Annotated in this window: 20 protein-coding genes; 7 read left to right on the top strand and 13 right to left on the bottom strand. The window is 62.5% G+C overall.

Annotated features, from left to right (window positions below; translation table 11 throughout):
* Nucleotides 1-181 precede the first annotated feature (181 nt).
* The 5 genes from ACIPZF_RS13860 (at nt 182) to ACIPZF_RS13840 (ending at nt 8,201) form a co-directional block, all read left to right on the top strand.
* Nucleotides 182-1,609 carry a di-heme oxidoredictase family protein gene (locus ACIPZF_RS13860; RefSeq protein ID WP_400800084.1) on the top strand — a complete coding sequence of 476 codons (1,428 nt, stop codon included), beginning with the start codon at nt 182-184 and terminating at the stop codon, nt 1,607-1,609.
* Between the two features lie 18 nt (nt 1,610-1,627).
* Nucleotides 1,628-2,692 (top strand): imelysin family protein, encoded by a 1,065-nt coding sequence (locus tag ACIPZF_RS13855; RefSeq protein ID WP_400800082.1) that lies wholly within the window; start codon nt 1,628-1,630, stop codon nt 2,690-2,692.
* A gap of 2 nt (nt 2,693-2,694) precedes the next feature.
* Complete coding sequence (locus tag ACIPZF_RS13850; protein ID WP_400800080.1) at nt 2,695-3,792, top strand: DUF1513 domain-containing protein; 1,098 nt, start codon at nt 2,695-2,697, stop codon at nt 3,790-3,792.
* A gap of 202 nt (nt 3,793-3,994) precedes the next feature.
* A complete protein-coding gene (locus tag ACIPZF_RS13845; RefSeq protein ID WP_400800077.1) occupies nt 3,995-5,143 on the top strand; it encodes an efflux RND transporter periplasmic adaptor subunit in 1,149 nt (382 codons plus the stop codon).
* 13 nt (nt 5,144-5,156) lie between these two features.
* The gene (locus ACIPZF_RS13840) at nt 5,157-8,201 is read left to right on the top strand and encodes a multidrug efflux RND transporter permease subunit (RefSeq protein WP_400800074.1); all 3,045 of its coding nucleotides are present in this window, start codon (nt 5,157-5,159) and stop codon (nt 8,199-8,201) included.
* A 162-nt stretch (nt 8,202-8,363) separates the two neighbouring features.
* On the opposite strand, the gene ACIPZF_RS13835 is transcribed toward ACIPZF_RS13840, so the two are convergent.
* From ACIPZF_RS13835 to ACIPZF_RS13790, 10 genes are all read right to left on the bottom strand, one after another.
* Nucleotides 8,364-8,594, bottom strand: coding sequence for a hypothetical protein (locus ACIPZF_RS13835; RefSeq protein WP_400800071.1), 231 nt, complete (start codon nt 8,592-8,594; stop codon nt 8,364-8,366).
* On the bottom strand, nt 8,591-9,292 hold the full coding sequence (locus ACIPZF_RS13830; protein WP_400800068.1) for a lipopolysaccharide kinase InaA family protein: 702 nt from the start codon (nt 9,290-9,292) through the stop codon (nt 8,591-8,593). Before ACIPZF_RS13830 ends, ACIPZF_RS13835 begins: the two co-directional genes overlap by 4 nt.
* 6 nt (nt 9,293-9,298) lie before the next feature.
* Complete coding sequence (locus tag ACIPZF_RS13825; RefSeq protein ID WP_400800065.1) at nt 9,299-9,979, bottom strand: class I SAM-dependent methyltransferase; 681 nt, start codon at nt 9,977-9,979, stop codon at nt 9,299-9,301.
* Between the two features lie 107 nt (nt 9,980-10,086).
* Nucleotides 10,087-11,397, bottom strand: coding sequence for a sensor histidine kinase (locus ACIPZF_RS13820; RefSeq protein ID WP_400800062.1), 1,311 nt, complete (start codon nt 11,395-11,397; stop codon nt 10,087-10,089).
* Entirely contained in the window at nt 11,387-12,070 is a 684-nt protein-coding gene (gene colR, locus ACIPZF_RS13815) for a two-component system response regulator ColR (RefSeq protein ID WP_400800060.1), read from the bottom strand. The genes ACIPZF_RS13820 and colR overlap by 11 nt, the downstream gene beginning before the upstream one ends.
* Before the next feature lie 231 nt (nt 12,071-12,301).
* Nucleotides 12,302-13,945, bottom strand: coding sequence for a chaperonin GroEL (gene groL, locus ACIPZF_RS13810; RefSeq protein ID WP_400800057.1), 1,644 nt, complete (start codon nt 13,943-13,945; stop codon nt 12,302-12,304).
* A 48-nt stretch (nt 13,946-13,993) separates the two neighbouring features.
* Nucleotides 13,994-14,287: a co-chaperone GroES gene (locus tag ACIPZF_RS13805; protein ID WP_016488938.1), complete on the bottom strand. Its 294-nt coding sequence runs from the start codon at nt 14,285-14,287 to the stop codon at nt 13,994-13,996.
* A gap of 244 nt (nt 14,288-14,531) precedes the next feature.
* Nucleotides 14,532-14,993, bottom strand: a complete 462-nt coding sequence (locus tag ACIPZF_RS13800) for an FxsA family protein (RefSeq protein WP_400800054.1) — start codon at nt 14,991-14,993, stop codon at nt 14,532-14,534.
* Nucleotides 14,994-15,059: 66 nt separating this feature from the next.
* Nucleotides 15,060-15,791, bottom strand: a complete 732-nt coding sequence (locus ACIPZF_RS13795) for a HugZ family protein (RefSeq protein ID WP_400800052.1) — start codon at nt 15,789-15,791, stop codon at nt 15,060-15,062.
* A 79-nt stretch (nt 15,792-15,870) separates the two neighbouring features.
* Complete coding sequence (locus tag ACIPZF_RS13790; RefSeq protein ID WP_400800050.1) at nt 15,871-16,881, bottom strand: DUF481 domain-containing protein; 1,011 nt, start codon at nt 16,879-16,881, stop codon at nt 15,871-15,873.
* A 151-nt stretch (nt 16,882-17,032) separates the two neighbouring features.
* Between ACIPZF_RS13790 and ACIPZF_RS13785 the strand changes: the two genes are divergently transcribed.
* The gene (locus ACIPZF_RS13785) at nt 17,033-17,386 is read left to right on the top strand and encodes an MGMT family protein (RefSeq protein ID WP_400800047.1); all 354 of its coding nucleotides are present in this window, start codon (nt 17,033-17,035) and stop codon (nt 17,384-17,386) included.
* A 43-nt stretch (nt 17,387-17,429) separates the two neighbouring features.
* On the top strand, nt 17,430-18,977 hold the full coding sequence (locus tag ACIPZF_RS13780) for an AmpG family muropeptide MFS transporter (RefSeq protein WP_400800045.1): 1,548 nt from the start codon (nt 17,430-17,432) through the stop codon (nt 18,975-18,977).
* 130 nt (nt 18,978-19,107) lie between these two features.
* On the opposite strand, the gene ACIPZF_RS13775 is transcribed toward ACIPZF_RS13780, so the two are convergent.
* From ACIPZF_RS13775 to ACIPZF_RS13765, 3 genes are all read right to left on the bottom strand, one after another.
* Complete coding sequence (locus tag ACIPZF_RS13775) at nt 19,108-20,352, bottom strand: MFS transporter (protein ID WP_400800042.1); 1,245 nt, start codon at nt 20,350-20,352, stop codon at nt 19,108-19,110.
* 124 nt (nt 20,353-20,476) lie between these two features.
* Entirely contained in the window at nt 20,477-21,319 is an 843-nt protein-coding gene (locus tag ACIPZF_RS13770) for a mechanosensitive ion channel family protein (RefSeq protein WP_400800039.1), read from the bottom strand.
* A 113-nt stretch (nt 21,320-21,432) separates the two neighbouring features.
* Nucleotides 21,433-21,918 carry a YajQ family cyclic di-GMP-binding protein gene (locus ACIPZF_RS13765; RefSeq protein ID WP_400800036.1) on the bottom strand — a complete coding sequence of 162 codons (486 nt, stop codon included), beginning with the start codon at nt 21,916-21,918 and terminating at the stop codon, nt 21,433-21,435.
* Nucleotides 21,919-21,935 lie beyond the last annotated feature (17 nt).

The following is a 21,935-nucleotide window of genomic DNA, read 5'->3' as shown; positions in this document are numbered from 1 at the left end:
TCGCGGGGCAAGCCCGCTCCCACAATGAACTGTGTTGGCAGGATTTGTGGGAGCGGGCTTGCCCCGCGAAGAGGCCGATGCTGACACCAATTTCATCCAGCAATTGCAAATTGCTCTTATTCAAACTCCCCCACCCTGCTAAGCTTGCACGCCGGTTTTTCGCCCACGCCCAGGATTTTGCATGTCCTTGTCGCTGTCCCGACTATCCCTTCCGCTGCTGGCCCTCGCCCTCGCCGCCTGTGACGACGCTCCGCGTTTCACCCAGGCCGAGCCCGGCGAAGCACTGTCCGGCGGCCAGGCGACTGTCCAGCGCAGTGATCGCAATGCCTTTTCCCTGCCGTCGGCCAACCTCTCGCCCGAGCGGCGCCTGGACTTTGCCGTCGGCAACAGCTTCTTCCGCAACCCCTGGGTGATCGCCCCGTCCACCACCACCGCGCGCGATGGGCTGGGCCCGCTGTTCAACACCAACGCCTGCCAGAACTGCCACGTGCGCGACGGCCGCGGTCATCCGCCGGAGCCCGGTGACAGCAATGCCGTGTCGATGCTGGTGCGCCTGTCGATCCCCGACCAACCCTACCTGGCCAAGGAAATCGAGCGTCTGGGCGTAGTCCCGGAGCCGGTCTACGGCACCCAGTTGCAGGACATGGCCATTCCAGGCGTGGTCCCCGAAGGCAAGGTGCGGGTGAGCTACGAAAACCAGACCCTGTCCTTCAAGGATGGCCATCAGGTCGAGCTGCGCCGCCCCACCCTGCAGATCACCCAGCTCGGCTACGGGCCGATGCACCCCGACACACGCTTTTCCGCACGCGTGGCGCCGCCGATGATCGGCCTGGGCCTGCTCGAAGCCATCCCCGAAGCCGACATCCTGGCCAACGAAGACCCGGACGATCGCAACCGTGATGGCATTCGCGGGCGCGCCAATCGCGTCTGGGACGACGCCCAGGGCACCACCGTGATCGGCCGTTTCGGCTGGAAAGCCGGGCAGCCCAACGTCAACCAGCAGAATGTGCACGCCTTCAACGGCGACATGGGCCTGACCAGCACCCTGCAGCCCAAGGACGATTGCACCCCGGCGCAGCGCGACTGCCTGGCCGCCGCCAATGGCGACGGCGCCGACGGCGAAAAGGAAGTCAGCGACAACATCCTGCGCCTGGTGACCTTCTACACCCGCAACCTCGGCGTGCCCGCCCGGCGCGATGTCGGCGCCCCACAGGTGCTCGCCGGCAAGAACCTGTTCTTCCAGGCCGGCTGCCAGGGCTGCCACACAGCCCAATTCACCACCGCCGCCGACGCCAGCGAACCCGAACTGGCCGGCCAGGTGATCCGCCCCTACAGCGACCTGCTGCTGCACGACATGGGCCCGGGTCTGGCCGACGAGCGCACCGAATTCGCCGCCAACGGCCAGGACTGGCGTACCGCGCCGCTGTGGGGCATCGGCCTGAGCGAAGCGGTCAGTGGCCACACCCAGTACCTGCACGACGGCCGCGCCCGCAACCTGCTCGAAGCCGTGCTCTGGCACGGCGGTGAAGCGCAGGCGGCGCGCGACCATGTATTGACCTTCGATGCCGAGCAGCGCGCTGCGTTGCTGGCGTTCCTGAATTCACTTTAAACGCGCAAGGAGCCGGGCATGTTCCGACCCAAACTGTTGTTCACCAGCCTCGCCGCACTCGCCCTCGGTGCCTGCTCGCCGCAGGACCCACAGGCCGTGACCTCCGCCGCCATCGCCAAGCAGGTGATCCTGCCGACCTACAGCCGCTGGGTCGAAGCCGATCGCCAGTTGGCCGTCAGCGCCCTGGCCTACTGCGAAGGCAAACAAAGCCTGGACACCGCGCGCGCCGATTTCCTCCATGCACAAAAAGCCTGGGCCGAGTTGCAGCCGCTGTTGGTCGGCCCGCTGGCCGAGGGCAACCGCGCCTGGCAGGTGCAGTTCTGGCCCGACAAGAAAAACCTGGTGGGCCGCCAGGTCGAGCAACTGGTCAACGGCGACAAGCCGGTAGATGCCGAAACCCTGGGCAAATCCAGCGTCGTGGTGCGCGGCCTGTCGGCTTACGAATACATCCTGTTCGACAGCAAGCCGGACATCGCCACGGCCGAGCAGAAGGCCCGCTACTGCCCGCTGCTGGTGGCCATCGGTGAGCATCAGAAGGCCCTGGCCGAAGAGATTCTCAAGGGCTGGAACAGCACTGACGGCATGCTGTCGCAGATGACCAAGTTCCCTAACCAGCGCTACGCCGATTCCCACGAAGCCATCGCCGACCTGCTGCGCTCGCAGGTCACCGCCCTGGATACCCTGAAGAAGAAACTCGGTGCACCCATGGGCCGCCAGAGCAAGGGCATCCCACAGCCGCTGCAGGCCGAAGCCTGGCGCAGCCATTCGTCGATCAAGAGCGTCGAAGCCACCCTCAAAGCGGCCCAGGCCGTCTGGGTCGGGGTCGACAACCAGGGCCTGCGCGGCCTGCTGCCCAGCGATCAGAAAGCCCTGGCAGAAAAGATCGACGACGCCTACGCTACCTCGCTCAAACTGCTGGCCGACAACCAGAAAACCCTGGGCGAGCTGCTGGCAGACGACGCCGGCAAGCAGAGCCTGAACCAGATCTACGACAGCCTCAACGTCGTCCACCGCCTGCACGAAGGCGAGTTGGCCAAGGCGTTGAACATCCAGCTGGGCTTCAATGCCAACGACGGTGACTGATCATGCTGCGACGCCAGGCCCTTAAACTCGCAAGCGTAGTGCTCAGCGCCCTGACCCTGGGCGGCTGGAGCCTGTTTCGCAACAAAGGCAGCGAACCCTTGCTGCTGTCGGCGCGTGACGATGGCGACGGCAAGCACTATGCGGTCGGGTTCCGCCTGGACGGCACCCGGGTGTTCAGCACCCAGGTGGGCCAGCGTTGCCATGCCATCATCAATCACCCTGAATTGCCGATCGCCCTGTTCGTCGCGCGCCGCCCCGGGACCGAAAGCTACCTGGTCGACCTGCGTGACGGGCGCCTGCTGCAGACCATCACCTCGCAGCCTAACCGGCACTTCTATGGCCATGCGGTGATCCACAAAAGCGGCGAATGGCTGTATGCCACCGAGAACGACACCACCGACCCCGGGCGTGGCGTGCTGGGTGTATACCGCTTCGAAGGCGAGCGCCTGGTGCACACCGGCGAGATCTCCACCCACGGCATCGGCCCCCATGAAGTGGCCTGGCTGCCGGATGGCGAGACCTTGATCGTGGCCAACGGCGGTATCCGCACCGAGGCCGAGAGCCGAGTCGAGATGAACCTCGACGCGATGGAGCCGAGCCTGGTGCTGATGCAGCGCGACGGCACCCTGTTGAGCAAGGAGACCCTGGCCCAGCAGATGAACAGCGTGCGCCACCTGGCCGTCGGCAGCGATGGCACCATCGCCGCCTGCCAGCAGTTCATGGGCGATGCCGATGAAACCGCCGAGCTGTTGGCGATCAAGCGTCCGGGCGAGCCGTTCAAGGCCTTCCCGGTGCCCGAGCGCCAGCTGCAATCTATGGCCCAGTACACCGCCAGCGTCGCCATCCATAGCGACCTGCGCCTGGTGGCACTGACCGCGCCACGGGCCAACCGTCTGTTTGTCTGGGACCTGGACAGTGGTGCGGTGAAGCTCGATGCGCCGATGCCGGATTGCGCGGGGGTCGGGGCGGTGAAGGATGGGTTTGTCGTCACCTCCGGGCAGGGGCGTTGCCGCTATTACGATTGCCGCAAGGCGGAGTTGATCGGGCAGCCGATGGACCTGCCTTCCGGGTTCTGGGATAACCACCTGCATCTGGCTTGAGTGCCCTATCGCGGATGAATCCGCTCCTACAAGGCTTGCGTAGATCCTGTAGGAGCGGATTCATCCGCGAAAAGGCCAGCACAAACAAAGCAATTCCCCTTCCCCCGAAAAACAGTCAATACTTCCCCCATCCACACGTGGGCAGGATCGCCCGTTGTCGTGTCCAGACGAATAACAATCACGCTTCCAAGGAACCGGACTTATGCTGCGCCGCCGCATGCTCATCATGTTGGCCGTGGTTCTGCTGATCGTGTTGGCCCTGGGGGGCTACAAGGCCTTCTCGATCTACCAGCAGATCCAGATGTTCACCGCCCCCAAGCCGCCCATCACCGTGGCCGCCGCCCTGGCCGAAGAGCGCCAGTGGCAACAGCGCCTGCCTGCGGTAGGCAGCCTCAAGGCATCGCAGGGCGTCGAGCTGAGCCTGGAAGTCGAGGGCACGGTCAAATCGCTGCACTTCGAGTCCGGCCAGAAGGTGAAGGTCGGGCAACTGCTGCTGCAACTCAACGACGACCAGGAAACCGCGCTGCTCGGCACCGCACAGGCCGACCTGGGGCTGGCCAAGGTCGACTTCGGCCGGGGCAGCCAGCTGGTCGGCGATTCGGCAATTTCCCGGGGCGAGTACGACCGCCTTACCGCCCAATACCGGCGCAATCAGGCGGTGGTCGACCAGCTCAAGGCGTCGAAGACCAAGAAGAGCATCAGCGCCCCGTTCAGCGGCACCATCGGCATCCGCCAGGTGGATGTCGGCGACTACCTGGCCGCCGGCACAGTGATCGCCACCCTGCAGGACCTGTCCAGCCTCTACGTCGACTTCAACGTGCCGGAACAGGCATTGCCGCAGTTGAGCCTCGGCCAGCAAGTGCTGGTGCAGGTGGCGGCCTACCCCGGCCAGACCTTCCCCGCTAGCCTCAGCGCGATCAACCCCAAGGTCGAAGAGAGCACGCGCAACCTGCTGGTGCGGGCAACCCTGGCCAACCCGGACGGCAAGCTGCTGCCGGGCATGTTCGCCAACCTGCTGGTGCTGCTGCCCGATCCGCGCCCGCAGGTGGTGGTGCCGGAAAGCGCCATCACCTACACGCTGTATGGCAACTCGGTGTATGTCGCCACAGCGAAAAAGGACAAGGACGGCAACCCCGAACAGGACGACAAGGGCCAGCCGCTGCTCAGCGCCGAACAGCGCAGCGTGCAGACCGGCGAACGACGCGATGGCGTTGTGGTGGTCAGCAAAGGGCTCACGGCCGGTGAGCAGGTAGTCACCGGCGGGCAGCTCAAGCTGACCCCGGGTGCGGCCATCCGTATCGGCCACGACACCGCTCTCGAACCCGAAGCAGGCGCCCCGCGCGCGGACTGACCAGGAGGCAGGCATGGCGTTCACCGACCCGTTCATCCGCCGCCCGGTCCTGGCCAGCGTGGTCAGCCTGCTGATCCTGCTGCTGGGTTTCCAGGCCTGGAGCAAGCTACAGATCCGCCAGTACCCGCAAATGGAAAACGCCCTGATCACGGTGACCACCGCCTATCCCGGGGCCAACGCCGAGACCATCCAGGGCTACATCACCCAGCCGATGCAGCAGAGCCTGGCCAGCGCTGAAGGCATCGACTACATGACCTCGGTGAGCCGGCAGAACTTCTCGATCATCTCCATCTACGCGCGTATCGGCGCCGACAGCGACCGCTTGTTCACCGAGTTGCTGGCCAAGGCCAACGAAGTGCGCAACCAGCTGCCGCAGGATTCCGAAGACCCGGTGCTGAGCAAGGAAGCCGCCGACGCATCCGCACTGATGTACGTCAGCTTCTACAGCAAGGAAATGAGCAACCCGCAGATCACCGACTACCTGTCCCGGGTCATCCAGCCAAAACTCGCGACCTTGCCGGGCATGGCCGAGGCCGAAATCCTCGGCAACCAGGTGTTCGCCATGCGCATCTGGATCGACCCGGTAAAGCTGGCCGGCTTCGGCCTTGCCGCCACCGACGTGACCAATGCCGTGCGCCGCTACAACTTCCTCGCCGCCGCCGGTGAGGTCAAGGGCGAGTACGTGGTCACCAGCATCAACGCCAACACCGAACTGAAATCGGCCGAGGCGTTTGCCGCGCTGCCGGTCAAGACCGCCGGCAACAGCCGCGTGCTGCTGGGCGATGTGGCGCGGGTGGAAATGGGCGCGGAGAACTACGACACGGTCAGCTCGTTCGATGGCACCCCGTCCGTGTACATCGGCATCAAGGCCACCCCGGCGGCCAACCCGCTGGATGTGATCAAGGAAGTCCGGCGGATCATGCCGGAGCTGGAAAGCCAGCTGCCTTCTGCGCTCAAGGTGTCCATCGCCTATGACGCCACATTGTTCATCCAGGCATCTATCGACGAGGTAATCAAGACCCTCGGCGAAGCGGTGCTGATCGTTATCGTCGTGGTGTTCCTGTTCCTCGGCGCCCTGCGCTCGGTGCTGATCCCGGTGGTGACCATCCCGCTGTCGATGATCGGGGTGCTGTTCTTCATGCAGATGATGGGTTACTCGCTGAACCTGCTGACCCTGCTGGCGATGGTGCTGGCCATCGGCCTGGTGGTGGACGACGCCATCGTCGTGGTGGAGAACATCCACCGGCACATGGAGGAAGGCAAGACTCCGTTCGACGCTGCGTTGGAAGGGGCGCGGGAAATCGCCATGCCGGTGGTGTCGATGACCATCACCCTGGCGGCGGTATACGCGCCGATTGGTTTTCTCAGCGGGCTTACCGGAGCGCTGTTCAAGGAGTTCGCCCTGACCCTGGCCGGTGCGGTGATCATCTCTGGCATCGTCGCGCTGACCCTGTCGCCGATGATGTGCGCCCTGCTGCTGCGCCAGGACCAGAACGCCCACGGCCTGGCCCATCGCCTGGACGTATTGTTCGAACGCCTCAAGGGCCGCTATCAACGGCTGCTGCACACCACCCTGGACAGCCGGCCGGTGGTGCTGGTGTTTGCCGTGATCATCCTGTGCCTGATCCCGGTGCTGCTCAAGTTCACCCAGAACGAGCTGGCGCCGAACGAGGACCAAGGGGTGATCTTCATGATGAGCAGCTCGCCGCAGCCGGCCAACCTCGACTACCTGAACGCCTACACCGACCAGTTCACGCCGCTGTTCAAGGCCTTCCCCGAATACTACTCGTCGTTCCAGATCAACGGTTTCAACGGTGTGCAGAGCGGCATCGGCGGTTTTCTGCTCAAGCCCTGGAACGAGCGGGAGCGCACGCAAATGGAGCTGCTGCCGTTGGTACAAAGCAAGCTCGAAGAAATCGGCGGGCTGCAGATTTTCGGCTTCAATCTGCCGTCGTTGCCTGGGACCGGCGAAGGCCTGCCGTTCCAGTTCGTGATCAACACCGCAGGCGATTACCCGGCGCTGCTGGAGGTGGCCCAGCGGGTCAAGGAACGCGCCCAGGCATCGGGCAAGTTCGCCTTCCTCGACATCGACCTGGCCTTCGACAAGCCCGAAGTGGTGGTCGATATCGACCGGGCCAAGGCGGCGCAGATGGGCGTGTCCATGGATACCCTGGGCGGCACCCTGGCGACCCTGCTCGGCGAGGCGGAAATCAACCGCTTCACCCTCGAGGGCCGTAGCTACAAAGTGATTGCCCAGGTCGAACGGCCCTACCGCGACAACGCCGGCTGGCTGAACAACTATTACGTGAAAAACGATCAAGGCCAGTTGTTGCCCTTGTCGACCCTGATCACCCTCAGCGACCGCGCCCGGCCGCGCCAGCTCAACCAGTTCCAGCAGCTGAACTCGGCGATCATCCAGGGCGTGCCCATGGTCAGCATCGGCGAGGCGTTGCAGACGGTACGCGACATTGCCGCCGAGGAAGCACCTGAGGGGTTTTCCTTCGACTATGCCGGTGCCGCACGCCAGTACATCCAGGAAGGCAGTGCGTTGTGGGTGACCTTCGGCCTGGCGCTGGCAATGATCTTCCTGGTGTTGGCGGCGCAGTTCGAAAGCTTCCGCGACCCATTGGTGATTCTGGTGACAGTGCCGCTGTCGATCTGCGGGGCATTGTTACCATTGTTCCTGGGTATTTCCAGCATGAACATCTACACCCAGGTCGGGCTGGTGACGCTGATTGGTTTGATCAGCAAGCACGGCATTCTGATCGTCGAGTTCGCCAACCAGTTGCGTGAGGAAAAGGGCCTGAGCGTGCGCGAGGCCATCGAAGAGGCGGCGGCGATTCGTTTACGGCCGGTGCTGATGACTACGGCGGCGATGGTGTTCGGCATGGTGCCGCTGATTTTGGCGACCGGGGCCGGAGCGGTGAGCCGCTTCGATATCGGCACGGTGATCGCCACGGGGATGTCGATCGGGACGTTGTTTACCCTGTTCGTGTTGCCGTGCATCTATACCCTGTTGGCGCATAAAACAATGGACCAGAAACCCGTCGTAGCCTGACCCGGCCCTTTCGCGGGGCAAGCCCGCTCCCACAGATACCCCATTGACCTGAATGGAGTGATGAACCTGTGGGAGCGGGCTTGTCCCGCGAAAGGGCCGGCAAAGCCAATACAAGAAATGCAAAAGCCCCGCAATCGCGGGGCCTCATTTGCTCGAACAAGGTCAACCGAACGGCCGCAACCCCTGCCGCAACCCGAACAGGAACAGCAACAGGTCCTGATCAGGCTGCGCCTGGGCCTGCTGTTGCTTCATATCCCTCGGCAACGCGCATTGCTCTGCCTGCTCAGCCTTGCTGAACACCAATGGCCGTGGCTCTTCCCAGGCGGCGACCGCTACCGTGGTCACTGCCAAGCCAGCCACCAGAAACAAAGCTCGAGTGATTTCTAGTTTCATTGCCCTAACCCTTTGACAACGCTGCCAAACGCCATCTGATAAAAGTAGAGCAGCGATTGCCATTCCGCATCGTTGAGCGACGAATGGCGGCGCAGCTGACGCAGGTCGTTACCGGCTGCACGCTGGCAACTGATGCGGCGCCGGCATTTCTCCAGGTCGAGCAGCGCCACTTCCACGCGGGCCTGCTCACCCTCGCCGATCACTTTGATGAAAACATGCTTGCCATACAGGCAGCCATGCTGCCAGTGGCCCAGGTGCATGCGCGCCAGGTTGTCGGCCAGGTCCTTGAGCATGTGCTCGTGCACCACCTGCGGGTAGCGCTCGCGGGCGCCTTCGGCGTGCCAGGTGTCGAGTTCGACGAACCCATCCAGGGCTTCACTGACCAACAGTGCCCGCCACTGGTGCTCGGCATCGCGCTCGGCCCCAGCAAAGACGATACGTGGCACACGCACGCCCAGTTGCTCGAAGCTGTGCAGGGCGTCGAGTTCACGCAATACCGTTGGCCTGCCAAACGGATGCAGCAGGCTGCGATAGATATGGCCCACCTGGCGTTTGGCGTAAAGCAACTTGCCATCAGCGTCGTTCAGGCGTTGCACCCCACTTTCACCGCCGCGTCGCTGGTTGGGTTCCTCGACCCATTCGCCCTGCTGACGCCAGTAATAATCGAAGCGTGACTCCCCGCTCTGGGCTACAGCCATCAAACACTACCCCTTACGCAATACATAAACTCGCCACATGGCATAGAACGGCAAGAAGTCGAGACGTTCCTGAATTCTGAAGCCGGCAGCCTGAAATTCTTCTTCAACTGTCTCCGCCGGTAACACGAAGCGGTTCTGATAGCTGCCCTGCTCGGCTTTGGCGCTGCGACGTGCCTCGAGTTTTTGCCGGCGCCAGGCTTTGAAATTTCCGTCCACCCACAATGACAGGATTACGCTGTCACGGCTAACTCTTTGAAATTCAGAAAGAATTGTCTGGCGGTGAGCCGCCTCGCCGATGTGATGGAATAGCCGCATGCAGAAGATGCTATCCACCGAATTGTCCGGCAGATCGATAGCGAATGCAGAAGTCTGCAAAGGCCGTACCCGCGCCACCACCTCTGGCGGCTGTGCCGCACACGCTGTCTCGATCATCGCCTCGGAGTTGTCGGCACCAATGATCACTCGATTGGGCTTTTCCGCCAGCAGCGGCCAGAACCGGCCTGCCCCGCATGGCAAGTCCAGCACCAACCCAGGTTCGCCGGCCAATGCCAGGGCACGACGGGCCAATTGTTCGTCACGCGTATGGGACAGGCGACGAGCCAGGCCATCCTGATGCTTGAGGAAGTACTCCCGTGCATGTTGCTGGTCGTACTTCTCGGAAAATTCGAGTTTGATCGGGCTACGCATTGGACATCTCCAGATTCCATTGCGCCCACAGTAGGTAAGACAGCGTAGGAAACAGGTCATGCTTGTGTGAAAAAAGTGTTAGCACCAAAGCAAGATGTTTCAGTTCGTTACCCGCAATGCGGTGGAGCATCGGGCCTCGCAGCGCCCTGGCTCAAGTCCACCTGGAAGCGACACCCGTGCGGCGCGGTCGCGGTCAGCGTCACACGCCAGCCTTGGTCATCGCAGATCCGCTGCACCAGCGACAAGCCCAGCCCCAACCCCTCCCCGCGCCGCTCGTCGCCGCGCACGAAAGGTTTGAACATCGCTTCGCGCTGCTCTTCCGGAATGCCGACCCCGCTGTCTTCGACACTGAACCCCTGCGCTTCGAGGCTCAGGCGGATGTAGCCGCTGTCGGTATAGTGGGCGGCATTGCGCAACAGGTTGCCCATCACCGATTGCAGGAAGGTGGCGTTGTACAGCAACGGACCGGCGCTGACGCGGCCATCGAAATACAGCGTCAGGCCCTTCTGTTCGATGGTGTCGCGCCACACCCCGATCAGGTCGTCGGCCACCTCGCACAGAGTCGCCTGCGACGCCACGGCGCCCTGGTCGCGCTGCGCACGGGCGAGCATCAGGAATGTCTTTACCAGTTCCCGCATTTCTTCGGTAGCACGGGCGATGCGTTCGACCTGGTTGCGCGAGCGGGTATCGAGGGTGGGGTTTTCCATCAATAGCTCGCAGGAGGTTGCCAGCACCATCAATGGCGTGCGCAATTCATGGCTGACGTCACTGGTGAACAGGCGCTCGCGGGTCAGCGCATCGCGCAGGCGTCCGAGCGTATCGTCGAAGGCAACCGCCAGCTGGCCCACTTCATCGGCTGCGTAATCCGGCGCCAAGGGTGGAGCCAGGCCAAGCAACTGGTCACGGTGGCGCACTTGCCGCGCCAGGCGGATCACCGGTGCCATCACCCGCCGCGCCAACAGCCAGCCGAGAAACACCGCCAGCACCAGGCTGAGCAGGAAGCCTACGACCACGACCGCGAACAGCACCCGTTCACGTTCTTCGAAATCGCTCTGATCCTGCAGCAGCACGTAGTGCCGACCGTCCACGATCTCGACCATCGCGTGGTAGGACAGTTGGTTGCGAAAGACTTCGTGGAAGCCTTTCTCGAGGTGACGCAGGTCCTTGGGCAGCTCGAAATCGTCGCTGCCACCGCTGAAGTAGAACAACTGGTCGGGGCGTGGCCGGTGGCTCCAGTCGCTTACGCTGTCCATGCGCAGCAAGCGTTGCAGGTCGCCGCCGAGGACCGAGGAAATCAGACGTTCCTCGACCAGATGCACCGTGCCGACGATGCCGAAGGCGAAAGCCCCTGCCACCAGCGCGCTCATCAGCGCGAAGGCAATGATGATGCGCTGCGCCAGGCTTTGTTTAAATTCCATCGCGGCCTTCGGCAAGACGATAACCGACGCCATGGACGGTATGCAGCAGCGGTTTTTCGAAAGGTTTGTCGATTACCTGGCGCAACTGATGAACATGGCTGCGCAGGCTGTCGCTGTCGGGGCAGTCATCGCCCCACAGGGCCTCTTCCAGCACCTCGCGGCGCAGCACGTGCGGGCTTTTCTGCATCAGCACGGCAAGCAGCTTGAGGCCGACCGGGTTGAGCTTGAGCAGGCGGCCCTGACGGGTGACTTCGAGGGTATCGAGGTCGTAGCTGAGGTCGGCGACCTGCAAAGTACGGCGCCCGCCGCCCTGAGCGCGGCGCAAGACCGCTTCGATGCGTGCGGCCAACTCCGATAGGGCGAAGGGTTTCAACAGGTAGTCATCGGCGCCGGAGCGGAAGCCCTGCAGGCGGTCATCCAGTTGGTCGCGTGCGGTCAGCATGATCACCGGGGTATCCCGGCGGGCATCCTCGCGCAGGCGCTTGCACAGGGTGTAGCCGTCGATCCCGGGCAGCATGATGTCGAGCACGATCAGGTCGTAGTGCTCGGTGGCGGCCAGGTGCAGACCGGACAAACCGTCCTGGGCGCAATCGACGGTGTAGCCCTTCATGCCCAGGTAGTCGGCAAGGTTGGCAAGGATATCGCGGTTGTCTTCAACCAAAAGAATTCGCATCGGGTTCTCCTGTGCGGCGCTTCGCTGTGGTGCGCGGCAGGCGCAGCTTAAGGCCATCCCCAAATCTGCGCCAGCCCTGTAGGCGCGGCTTCAGCCGCGAACACCGGCGAAGCCGGTGCCATCCACCGCGTCGCTTGCTTCGCGGCTGAAGCCGCTCCCACTGGATAGGCGCTGACAATGAAAAAGCCCCGCACTAGGCGGGGCTTTTTCTTACTGCTGGGTAAGGCTGGCTTACATCATGCCGCCCATGCCGCCCATGCCGCCCATGTCTGGCATGCCGCCGCCAGCTGGAGCTTCGCTTGGAGCGTCAGCAACCATGGCTTCGGTGGTGATCATCAGACCACCGATCGAAGCAGCGGCTTGCAGCGCCGAACGGGTGACCTTGGCTGGGTCGAGGATACCCATCTCGATCATGTCGCCGTATTCGCCGGTAGCAGCGTTGTAGCCGTAGTTGCCCGAACCCTGCTTGACCTTGTCGGCCACAACGCTTGGCTCGTCGCCGGCGTTGGCAGTGATCTGACGCAGCGGCGCTTCGACAGCGCGACGCAGCAGGGCGATACCGACGTTCTGGTCTTCGTTGTCGCCTTTGAGGTCGACGATGGCAGCCAGGGCGCGAACCAGGGCCACACCACCGCCAGGCACCACGCCTTCTTCGACGGCTGCACGGGTAGCGTGCAGGGCGTCTTCAACGCGGGCTTTCTTCTCTTTCATTTCAACTTCGGTGCCGGCACCGACCTTGATCACGGCAACACCGCCAGCCAGCTTGGCCAGACGCTCTTGCAGCTTCTCACGGTCGTAGTCCGAAGAGGTTTCTTCGATCTGGGCACGGATCTGCTTGACGCGTGCTTCGATGTCGGCATCAACGCCAGCACCGTCGATGATGGTGGTGTTTTCCTTGGACAGGATCACGCGCTTGGCGTTACCCAGGTGCTCCAGGGTAGCGGTTTCCAGGGACAGGCCGATTTCTTCGGAGATGACCTGGCCGCCGGTCAGGACGGCGATGTCCTGCAGCATGGCTTTGCGGCGGTCGCCGAAGCCTGGTGCCTTGACCGCAGCAACCTTGACGATGCCGCGCATGTTGTTGACGACCAGGGTAGCCAGGGCTTCGCCTTCGACATCTTCAGCAACGATCAGCAGTGGGCGGCCGGCCTTGGCAACGGCTTCCAGCACTGGCAGCAACTCACGGATGTTGGAGATCTTCTTGTCGACCAGCAGCAGCAGCGGGCCTTCCAGCTCGGCAACCATGGTGTCCGGCTTGTTGACGAAGTATGGCGACAGGTAGCCACGGTCGAACTGCATGCCTTCTACGACGGACAGTTCGTTTTCCAGGCCCGAGCCTTCTTCAACGGTGATCACGCCTTCTTTACCAACTTTTTCCATGGCTTCGGCGATGATTTCACCGATGGAGTTGTCGGAGTTGGCGGAGATGGTGCCTACCTGAGCGATGGCCTTGGAGTCGGCGCATGGCTTGGACAGGTTTTTCAGCTCGGCGACAACGGCAGCGGTGGCCTTGTCGATGCCGCGCTTCAGGTCCATCGGGTTCATGCCGGCAGCGACGGCTTTCAGGCCTTCGTTGACGATGGCTTGAGCCAGAACGGTAGCGGTGGTGGTGCCGTCACCGGCAGCGTCGTTGGCCTTGGAAGCGACTTCCTTGACCAGCTGGGCGCCCATGTTTTCGAAGGCGTCTTTCAGCTCGATTTCTTTGGCGACGGAAACGCCGTCCTTGGTGATGGTCGGCGCGCCGAAGCTCTTGGCCAGCACCACGTTACGGCCTTTCGGGCCCAGGGTCGCTTTTACCGCGTCAGCCAGAACGTTGACACCAACCAGCATTTTCTTACGGGCGGAATCGCCGAATTTTACGTCTTTAGCAGCCATGATCGTTTAATCCTTGGAATTCTTTGGAGTAACGGGAAGTCGGGGAAATCAGCCTTCGACAACGGCGAGGATTTCGTTCTCGGCCATGACCAGCAGGTCTTCGCCATCGACTTTCACGGTGTTGCTGCCCGAGTAAGGGCCGAAAACCACTTTGTCACCTACTTTCACGGCCAGCGCACGGACTTCGCCGTTGTCCAGGATGCGGCCAGTGCCAACGGCGACAACTTCGCCACGGTTTGGTTTTTCAGCGGCCGAACCCGGCAGGACGATACCGCCAGCGGTTTTCGATTCTTCTTCGCTGCGACGGATAACTACGCGGTCATGCAGAGGACGAAGCTTCATTGTCGATCTCTCCCAAAGTGTGGTTTTCATCGGCCGGTGTCGACACCGGCGGGTTGATGCGGTCCGGCGGTGCCGGGGGGTGGCCCGCGATCGGCGAACCACCTGTGTATTGTCTGGCGTTGCCACCAGAAACCTTGCGGTGACCACATACATGAGGCCGACATAATCAATTACAAGGCTTGCTGTGGAAAAATTTTCAGTGGCCTGAAAAACCAGGGGCCGCAAAGCGCGGCCCCTGGAGTTGTCACTTGTCGCGGCGCTCGTATTCGCCTTCGATCACGTTGGGCCGGTGGCCGCTGTCGCGCGGCTGTGCCTGGAAGGGGTCATCCTGGAAAGCACGCTGGCGCATGGCCTGGGCCTCGGCACGCTGACGCAGCTTGCGCGCGGCCAGGTGACGGGTGAATGGCAGCAGGCACAGCAGGCCCAGCACATCGCTGATGAAACCCGGCAGCAGCAGCAGGCCACCGCCGACCGCCAGCATCAGGCCCTGGAACATGTCCTCGGCGGGCAGTTCGCCACGCTGCAGGCTCTCACGGGCACGCAGGGCGGTGGCCAGGCCGGCCACACGCATCACCAGCACACCCAGTGCGGAACCGGCGATGATCAACAGCAACGCCGGGAAGAAACCGATGGCTGCGCTGACCTTGACGAAAACGAACAACTCCAGCACAGGGAAAAGAAGTAACAACAATAGAAAAGCACGCATCAAGGATTCCTCGACGGAAGACAATCTTCCTTTAAGACCAACAGATGGATGCGTGCGCTCGCTTTTTCAAGCTTCGACTTCAGTCGCAGTTGGCCATTGGTCGGCGCGCGCCAGCAAAACCAGGGCTTCGCGAACTTGTGTCGGCGTATTGCAGGTGCTCGGGAATGGCAGCCAGTAAACGCCTTGGCCGATGCGCAGGTGCATGCCTTCACTGTCGATGCCGACCAGTTGCGCCGCTGCGCTGCGTGGCAGGTCGCTCAATTCGACGTAATGGGCGATGGCATTGGCGTGGTCGCTGTTCATGTGCTCGATCATGCTGGCCTCGGCCTTGCCTGCAAACGGGTTGGCCAAGGTTACGTTGTCGAGCCAGTGGATCGCGCCGAAGCCGCCGATGTAGCGGTGGCGCACCGGCTGCAGCACCCAGAAGTCGAAGTCGTGCGCCTTGTGGTAGTTGGCGGCATCGGGGAAGTAGCGGTAGTAGCGCTCGGCAGCGGCTTCGACGACGGATTCGTCGACAAGCTTATGGGCCTCGGCCATCACCGTCAGGCGGCCAACGGCCTGTACATCCTCGGCTTCACGCTCACCGACCAGCAGCGAGCACTTGGGGTCTTTCTGCAGGTTGTGGGTGTGCTGGGCGATGCGACTGATGAGGATTAGCGGGTTGCCTTCGGCATCCAGGCAGTAGGGCACTACCGAACCGAAGGGGAAACCGGGCATGGACTTGGAATGGGTCGAGAGCACGCCGCGGTATTCCTTGAGCAGCAGTTCCCGGGCGGGGCGGATGGCGTTGGTACTCACTGGGGGCGCTCCTGGCGGCGGACTGGATGGGTGACAAGATAAGCATTATCACCCGCCAGTGCCACAGCGCCCCGTTGATTTACCAGGTCACACCAAACCCGGCGGTGTATCGGGTCTTGTCCAGGTCACTCTCACGCGTGCCGGTGATGATGTCCTTCTCGGCCTTGAGGTTGAGCGAGGCCCATTCGGTGACCTTGTAGCGCAACCCCACTTCGGCATCCAGCGAGTAGTCGGCGACGCCGCCCAGCGGCTTGGCGAACTCGCCATTGGTGAACAGTTGGACGTTCTTGCCGATCAGGTAACGGGTGTAGTCCCATTTCAGCGCCGCCGCATAGAAGTTGTCCTTCGCGCCATCGCGGTATTCGAAATCGGTGCGGTTGATCAACGTACCCAGCGAGAACGCGCCCAGCTCATCATCCCAGAACTGATAGCCCGGGCCGGTACCCACGGTACGCTGGCGGGCCAGGTCTTCGATATGGTCGCGCTTGTACTCCAGGCGCCCCTGCCAGAACCACTTCTCGGTGATGAAGCGGTCGAGTGCGTACTCGGCGCTCCAGTTGTTGGTGGTGGTGACGTCGTCCTTGGTCTCGCGGTTGTACTCGCCTTCGGCATTGTGCCGCCAGCGGCCGTGGCGCGCGGTGGTCTTGAAGCCGACGTCATAATCGTCGGTATCGTTCTCGGCCCGCTTGTAGTCCAGCGCGACGTCGACGTTGCCTTTCCACACCAGGTCCTCGACCACGGGTTTGGGCTTCATGATCTGTTCGATGCTGGCCAGCTCGACGGTCTTCGGCGCGTCGCCGTTGGCCAGGGTGACCTTGCCAGGCTCGGCAGCCTTCAACGACTTGGCGCGCTCACCGTTGTAGGCATCCTGCTTGACCAGCAGTTCCTGGTCGCTCTCAAGCGTCTGGACCTGTTTCCAGTCCAGCGAGATCGAGCCTCCATAAGGCGTCTCCAGCAGCAGCTTGCCGCCGTCGAAGACGCGAATTTTGCCGCTCAGACGGTCACCGTTCTTCATCCAGACGGTGTCGGCGAACGCAGGGGCAGCGCACAGGGAAGCGGTCAACAGGCACAACAACGATCTAGAATGCATAAGCGGACTACGGGTTCGATTAGCGAAGAAGCCGGGCATTATCCAGATACCGACGACCAGAGCAAGGACAGACCGACAGACATGCCGTTGAGTTCAACTCTCATTTACCGCGACCACTCGTCCGGTTTCACTTCAGGCCAAGGCTGGCGCTATGTCTGAGGGATACGTGCACGCGCTGGAAACGCCTGAGGCCCGACGAACGGCACTGTATTCGGTTCTGGGCCAAGTGCCAGAGGGAAAGGTTGTCAGCTATGGTCAGCTGGCCGAACTGGCTGGCCTTGGCCGGGCAGCACGCTGGGTTGGCCGAACTCTGGGACAGTTGCCTGCCGATACCCGACTGCCCTGGCATCGTGTGCTGGGTGCCGGCGGGCGTCTGAGCCTTGCGCTGGGGACGCCATCGGGCGATGAACAACGGGCACGGTTGCGTGCGGAGGGCGTGAATGTAACCAATAATCGTGTGGATATATCGCGCCATGGCTGGCGCCCGATGGAGCACAGCGGTTAGAGTGCGCGTTTTGTTTTCGCAAACTTGAGGCAGATGTTGGCCCATGCCCCGTAAAACCTGGCGCGCTGCGCTTGCTGCCTATGCCAGCCCGTCTACTTTGGTGCTTTTGCTGCTGGGCTTTGCCGCCGGCTTGCCCTACATGCTGGTGTTCTCGACCCTTTCGGTGTGGCTGCGCGAAGCTGGCGTGGCGCGCGAAACCATTGGTTATGCCAGCCTGATCGGCTTGGCGTACGCCTTCAAATGGGTCTGGTCGCCGCTGCTCGACCAGTGGCGGTTGCCGCTGCTCGGTGGCATGGGCAGGCGCCGTTCGTGGTTGTTGCTGTCCCAGGCGCTGGTGGTGATCGGCCTGATTGGCATGAGCCTGTGCGACCCGCAACAACACCTTTCCTGGCTGATCGCCCTGGCAGTGCTGGTGGCGTTCGCCTCGGCCACGCAGGACATCGCCGTCGATGCCTATCGCCTGGAGATCGCCGACGATCAGCGCCAGGCGGCCCTGGCTGCCAGCTACATGGCCGGCTATCGCGTCGCCGCCCTGCTCGCCACCGCCGGTGCATTGTTCTTCGCCGAATGGTTCGGTTCCACCGGTTTCAGCTATCTGCACAAAGCCTGGGCTGGCACCTACGTGCTGTTCGGCGTGATGATGCTGCCGGCCTTGTTCACCACGCTGGTGATGCGCGAACCGCCAGTGCCCCTGCGCACCCAGTTGTCGGCGGCGCGCTATGGGCTGGTTCACCAACTGGCGTCGGTGTTCGTGCTGATCATCCTTTTGGTTTCGGTACCGGCCAGCTTCACTCAGCTGTTCAACACCGATTGGGCCAGCGTCATCTTCGGCGAGGCCACGCCGCTCGACCTGCTGCTCGATGACCGCGCCTTCCTGCGCCTGATCCTCTATGCGTTGCTGACCTGGGCGTGCCTGTCGAGCATGGGCCGTCGCGGCCTGGCGCCGGTGCTGACGCCGGTCAACGACTTCATCAGCCGCTACCGCTGGCAGGCCCTGCTCCTGCTCGGGCTGATCGCCACCTATCGCATGTCTGACACGGTCATGGGCGTGATGGCCAACGTGTTCTACATCGACATGGGTTTCACCAAGGATCAGATCGCCAGCGTCAGCAAGATCTTCGGCCTGATCATGACCCTGGTGGGCGCAGGTGCCGGTGGCTTGCTGATCGTGCGCTTCGGCATCCTGCCGATCCTGTTCATTGGCGGTGCGGCCTCGGCGGCGACCAATATCCTGTTCCTGATGCTGGCCGACATGGGCCCGAATGTCGAAATGCTGGTGGTGACCATTTCGCTGGACAACTTCAGCTCAGGCCTGGCCACCTCGGCGTTCGTCGCTTACCTGTCGAGCCTGACCAACCTGAAGTTCTCGGCCACGCAATATGCGCTGCTGAGTTCGATCATGCTGCTGCTACCACGCCTGATCGGGGGCTATTCAGGCGTGATGGTGGAGAAGTTCGGCTATCACAACTTCTTCATGATTACCGCGCTGCTGGGGGTGCCGACGCTGATCCTGATCGCGCTGCATTGGCGCCAGGAAGCAGGCAAAGGGAAGCCGGCACCGGTGGAGAATTCGGCGGCCGAGCAGCCCTGATACAGCTCTATCGCCTGTCCCGGCCTCTTCGCGGGCAAGCCCGCTCCCACAGGTGCCCCACAGTTTGAGATCTGTGAAGTACCTGTGGGAGCGGGCTTGCCCGCGAAGAGGCCATGAGTAACGCTGAAAATTACTGAGCGACAGCCCCTTCATCCGGCCGGCCACCGACCACAAACCACAACGGCCAAAGCGCCAACGCCCCCGCCACACCCGCCGCCAGCGCAAAATGCATCAAGCTCGCCCCCGCCCCGATCATCGCCATCACCGCACCGCCCAACCCCAACAAGGCAATGGTGATCATCCCCAGCATCGCCGATACCAGTCCCTTGCTCTGCTCGCTGGAGAACAGCGTCATGCGGTACAGCACCGCGTTGGCCACGCCCAGCCCCAGCGCATACAGCGACATGCCAGCCACCACACTGGTCACCGTCGGCCAGTACCAGGTCGCCAGCACCATCAGACACAGGCCGGCCAGGTAAGGCCACAGCGCCCCGCGCACCAGCGCCGGCAATGGATAGCGATCTGCAATGCGATTGATGATCAGGTTACCGAGGATCAACCCGCCAAACACCGGCAGCTGCCACAACGCATACTCCATCGTGCTCAGCCCCTCGTCGTGGATCAGCAACACCGGCGACAGGCCGATCCAGCCAATCAACGGCAGGCCCACCAGTCCCAGCGCGGCGCTGCCGGCGACGAAGCGGCGGTTGGCCAGCAGTTGCCCGTAGCCTGCGAGTAGCGGCAACAGATGAATCGGCGTGAATGGCAGACGCGAGCCATCGCGGCGCTCCACGCCAAGGGTTTCGGGCATCAGACGGTACAACAGCCCCCACACCAACACAGCGCCGATGGCGAACGCCACGAACAACCACCGCCAGTCCAGCCATTGCAGCATCAAGGTGCCCACCAGCGGGCCGAGCAGCGGCGACAACAACGCGATATTGGCCAGCAATGCCATCATCCGCACCGCATCGGCTTCACTGAATGCCTCATTCAGCGCCGGATAGCTGACCGTCACCACGAAGCCAAGGCCGATGCCTTGCAGCAAGCGCAGCAGGTTGAACAGGCCGATGTCCTGCACCCAGTAGGTAGCCAGGCAGGCCACGCCGAAGAGTGCGCAACCGGTCAGCAGCAGCGGGCGGCGGCCATAACGGTCGGCCAGTGGGCCGATCAGCCACTGCAGCACCACGCCACCAAGCAGGTACAGATTGAGTGCGTGGGGGATGTAGTCCGGGCTGGCGTTCAGGTGGTCGACGACCACGGGCATGGCCGGCATCACGGCGTCGCTGGCCAGGTAGGTCAGCAGCTCGAACAGGGCCAGGGTCAGGCCGAACAGCAGGGCTCTGAGGGGGGTGATGAACAGCAGTGGTTTCATGATGGCTTTCGGGTAGAGGCAGGTGGGGTCAGGCTATATGCCAGAAATGACGGGGTTTGGCTGTGAACAAGTGTAATGGGCAAAAAAAGGGGCCGCGAATGCGGCCCCTGGATTACAGGCAGTATTACTGCGCTGCAGTTTCCTGCACCACGCGGATCACCCGCTGTGGAAACGGAATGTCGATCCCTTCGGCCTTCAACCGGTCGCGCGCCTGCTCGTTGAGCATGAACATCACGTCCCAGTAATCGGCCGTCTTGGTCCACAGGCGCAACGACACGGTGATCGAGCTGTCGCCCAGCGTCGAGACCACTGCCACCGGCGCCGGGTCGGCCAGCACGCGAGGGTCTTGCGCCAGTTCCAGCAGCACGTTACGAGCCTTTTGCAGATCAGCCTCGTAATCCACCCCGACATCGAACACCACCTTGCGCGTCGGCTGGCGGTTGCTGTTGGTGATAATGCCGTTGGACAGGCTGCCGTTGGGCATGATCACTGTCTTGTTGTCACCGGTACGCAGCACCGTATGGAAGATCTGAATGCTGTCCACGGTCCCGGCTACGCCTTGCGCCTCGATCCAGTCGCCAATGCGGAAGGGCCGGAACATGAGGATCAGCACGCCACCGGCGAAGTTCGCCAGACTACCCTGCAACGCCAGGCCGATGGCCAGGCCGGCGGCACCGATGGCGGCGACGAAGGAGGTGGTCTCGATGCCGATCATCGACGCCACACTGACCAGCAGCAGCACCTTCAGCACGATATTGGCCAGGGTGCTGATGAAGCCCTGCAGCGCCAGGTCGGCGTTACGCAGGCCTACCAGCTTGCCCAGGCGTGCGCTGACCTTGTTGACGATCCACCAGCCGACCGCCAGGGTCAGCAGTGCCAGCAGCACGCGGCTGCCGTATTCCATGATCAAGGGGATCCAGGTCTGCGACTGGCGGACCAGCTGATCGACTTCAGCGTTCAAATCCATATTTATCTCCTGATGCCGAACGGCAAATACACAGTAAAGCAGGCCGCCAGCGATTCAGCGGCCATGGCCCCCATGGACATCACTGCGCCACCAGGGTTCCGCCACAGCGGCGATCAGTCGCGGAAGTTGTTGAACTGCAGCGGCATGTCGAATTCCTTGGCGCGCAATGCAGCAATCGCCTCTTGCAGATCGTCGCGCTTCTTGCCGGTGACACGCACCTGCTCGCCCTGAATGGCGGCCTGGACCTTGAGTTTGGCGTCCTTGATGTGGGCGACGATCTTCTTCGCCAGCTCCTTGTCGATGCCTTCGCGGAACTTGGCTTCCTGCTTCATTTCCTTGCCCGAGGCGTAGGCGTCTTTGACCTCCAGGCATTTGACGTCGATCTTGCGCTTGACCAGCGCCAGGCGCAGGATTTCGACCATCGCCTCGAGCTGGAACTCGGCCTCGGCGGTCAGCATCACGGTCTGCTCCTTGTCCTTGAACTCGAAGCTACCCTTGCCCTTGAGGTCGTAACGACGGTCGAGCTCCTTGATGGCGTTTTCGACGGCGTTCTGCACTTCGTGCTTGTCCAGTTCCGATACCACGTCGAACGAAGGCATGGTTGTTCTCCATAAAA

Origin of the sequence: Pseudomonas sp. NPDC089752 (assembly GCF_044748725.1) — a bacterium.
Classification (GTDB): domain Bacteria; phylum Pseudomonadota; class Gammaproteobacteria; order Pseudomonadales; family Pseudomonadaceae; genus Aquipseudomonas.
Note: the sequence above shows the minus strand (reverse complement) of the source record. Positions and strands in the feature narration are given on the sequence as shown.